We start from the raw sequence: 1,137 nt of genomic DNA, 5'->3' as shown, positions 1-1,137 counted from the left end.
CTTGCAGCCTTGCTATTGTCAGAGTGAAATTGCGCTGGGGAATTGTTTTAGTGGTTGGCATTGTTTTGGCAGTAATAATCTATACCATAAGAAATCTGCCTGTAACCTTCGGGCTGCACACAGTAGTGGCTATTTTGTTGATCGCTATATTTATCATACGGTCTACAAAAACACCATCTTCCACAAGCTTTCTAGCGGTTTTTTTCAGTTTTGCTGTTTTATTTTTGCTGGAAACGCTTATGAATAAGGTATTTATAATTATTTTAAATATTAAAATTAGTAAATTGATATCCGATGATACTTTGTGGACATTGACTGGTTTACCTCAGTCCATTTTGCTGATAGTCATAGCATTGTTGATTTCAAGGTACAGAGAACCGCTGGAAGGTATGTGGAAAATATAGTCGCTTTTTGAGTTTTTATTTGACCAAGGCACGACTTAGCAGGGATATCGAAAGGGTCAGGCCCTTAACTTATTAACTTATTCTTTCGTTTCTCGTTTATATATTTGAATGCTGCCACAGGGGAAACCCCAATGTAACCGGCTATCTCAATTAATGAATATCCTTGCTCTCATGCCGATTTTGAATAAGAAATTTTTGCTGGCAGCAATCTTCTAAACCCCGTTCCACACTTTATAATCTCAAATTCCTCCTGGTTAACGAAAGAAGGCGTGTACACCATTAGTGTATAAGTTAATAAGTTAAGAGCCTGACCCCCATTGCATTGTTTCCTGGAAGATAATCCATATTATATATTACTGTATATACGAAAGCCTCCGTTATTCCGGAGGCTTTCGTATAGTCATATCCTGAATTCGATTGTTCCTGGTCCTGACAGTATTTCGTTTAAAAAGCCTGCTTTTTGTTTTTGTGCCAGATCAATCTCGTCCGGGGCGTAACCTATTACCTCTATGGGTTCCATTATTTCAGCCAAAGCGTCACCGAGGATTTCCAGCCTCTTCCACCGGGGCATAGCGGTAAAAGCAGGTGAGACTACAATCAAATCAATATCGCTGTATGGTCCGGCGGTGCCCTTGGCCTGAGAGCCGAATAAATAAGCCTTTTGGGTGGGGATTCCTTTCTTCTCAAGCACAAGCAGGTACGATTTTATTATTTCTTCTACTCCAATTGCTGT

2 protein-coding genes are annotated in these 1,137 nt (G+C 39.8%); one reads left to right on the top strand and one right to left on the bottom strand.

Annotated elements, in window-relative coordinates:
* Positions 1-404 (top strand): hypothetical protein (locus DCCM_RS07555; protein WP_104371815.1); only part of this gene is annotated, 404 nt, incomplete at its 5' end.
* Positions 405-804: 400 nt separating this feature from the next.
* Here DCCM_RS07555 and DCCM_RS07550 read toward each other — a convergent pair.
* Positions 805-1,131, bottom strand: coding sequence for a nucleotidyltransferase domain-containing protein (locus tag DCCM_RS07550; protein WP_104371814.1), 327 nt, complete (start codon positions 1,129-1,131; stop codon positions 805-807).
* Positions 1,132-1,137: the final 6 nt, after the last annotated feature.

Origin of the sequence: Desulfocucumis palustris (genome assembly GCF_002933875.1) — a bacterium.
Lineage (GTDB): Bacteria > Bacillota > Desulfotomaculia > Desulfotomaculales > Desulfocucumaceae > Desulfocucumis > Desulfocucumis palustris.
Note: the sequence above shows the minus strand (reverse complement) of the source record. Positions and strands in the feature narration are given on the sequence as shown.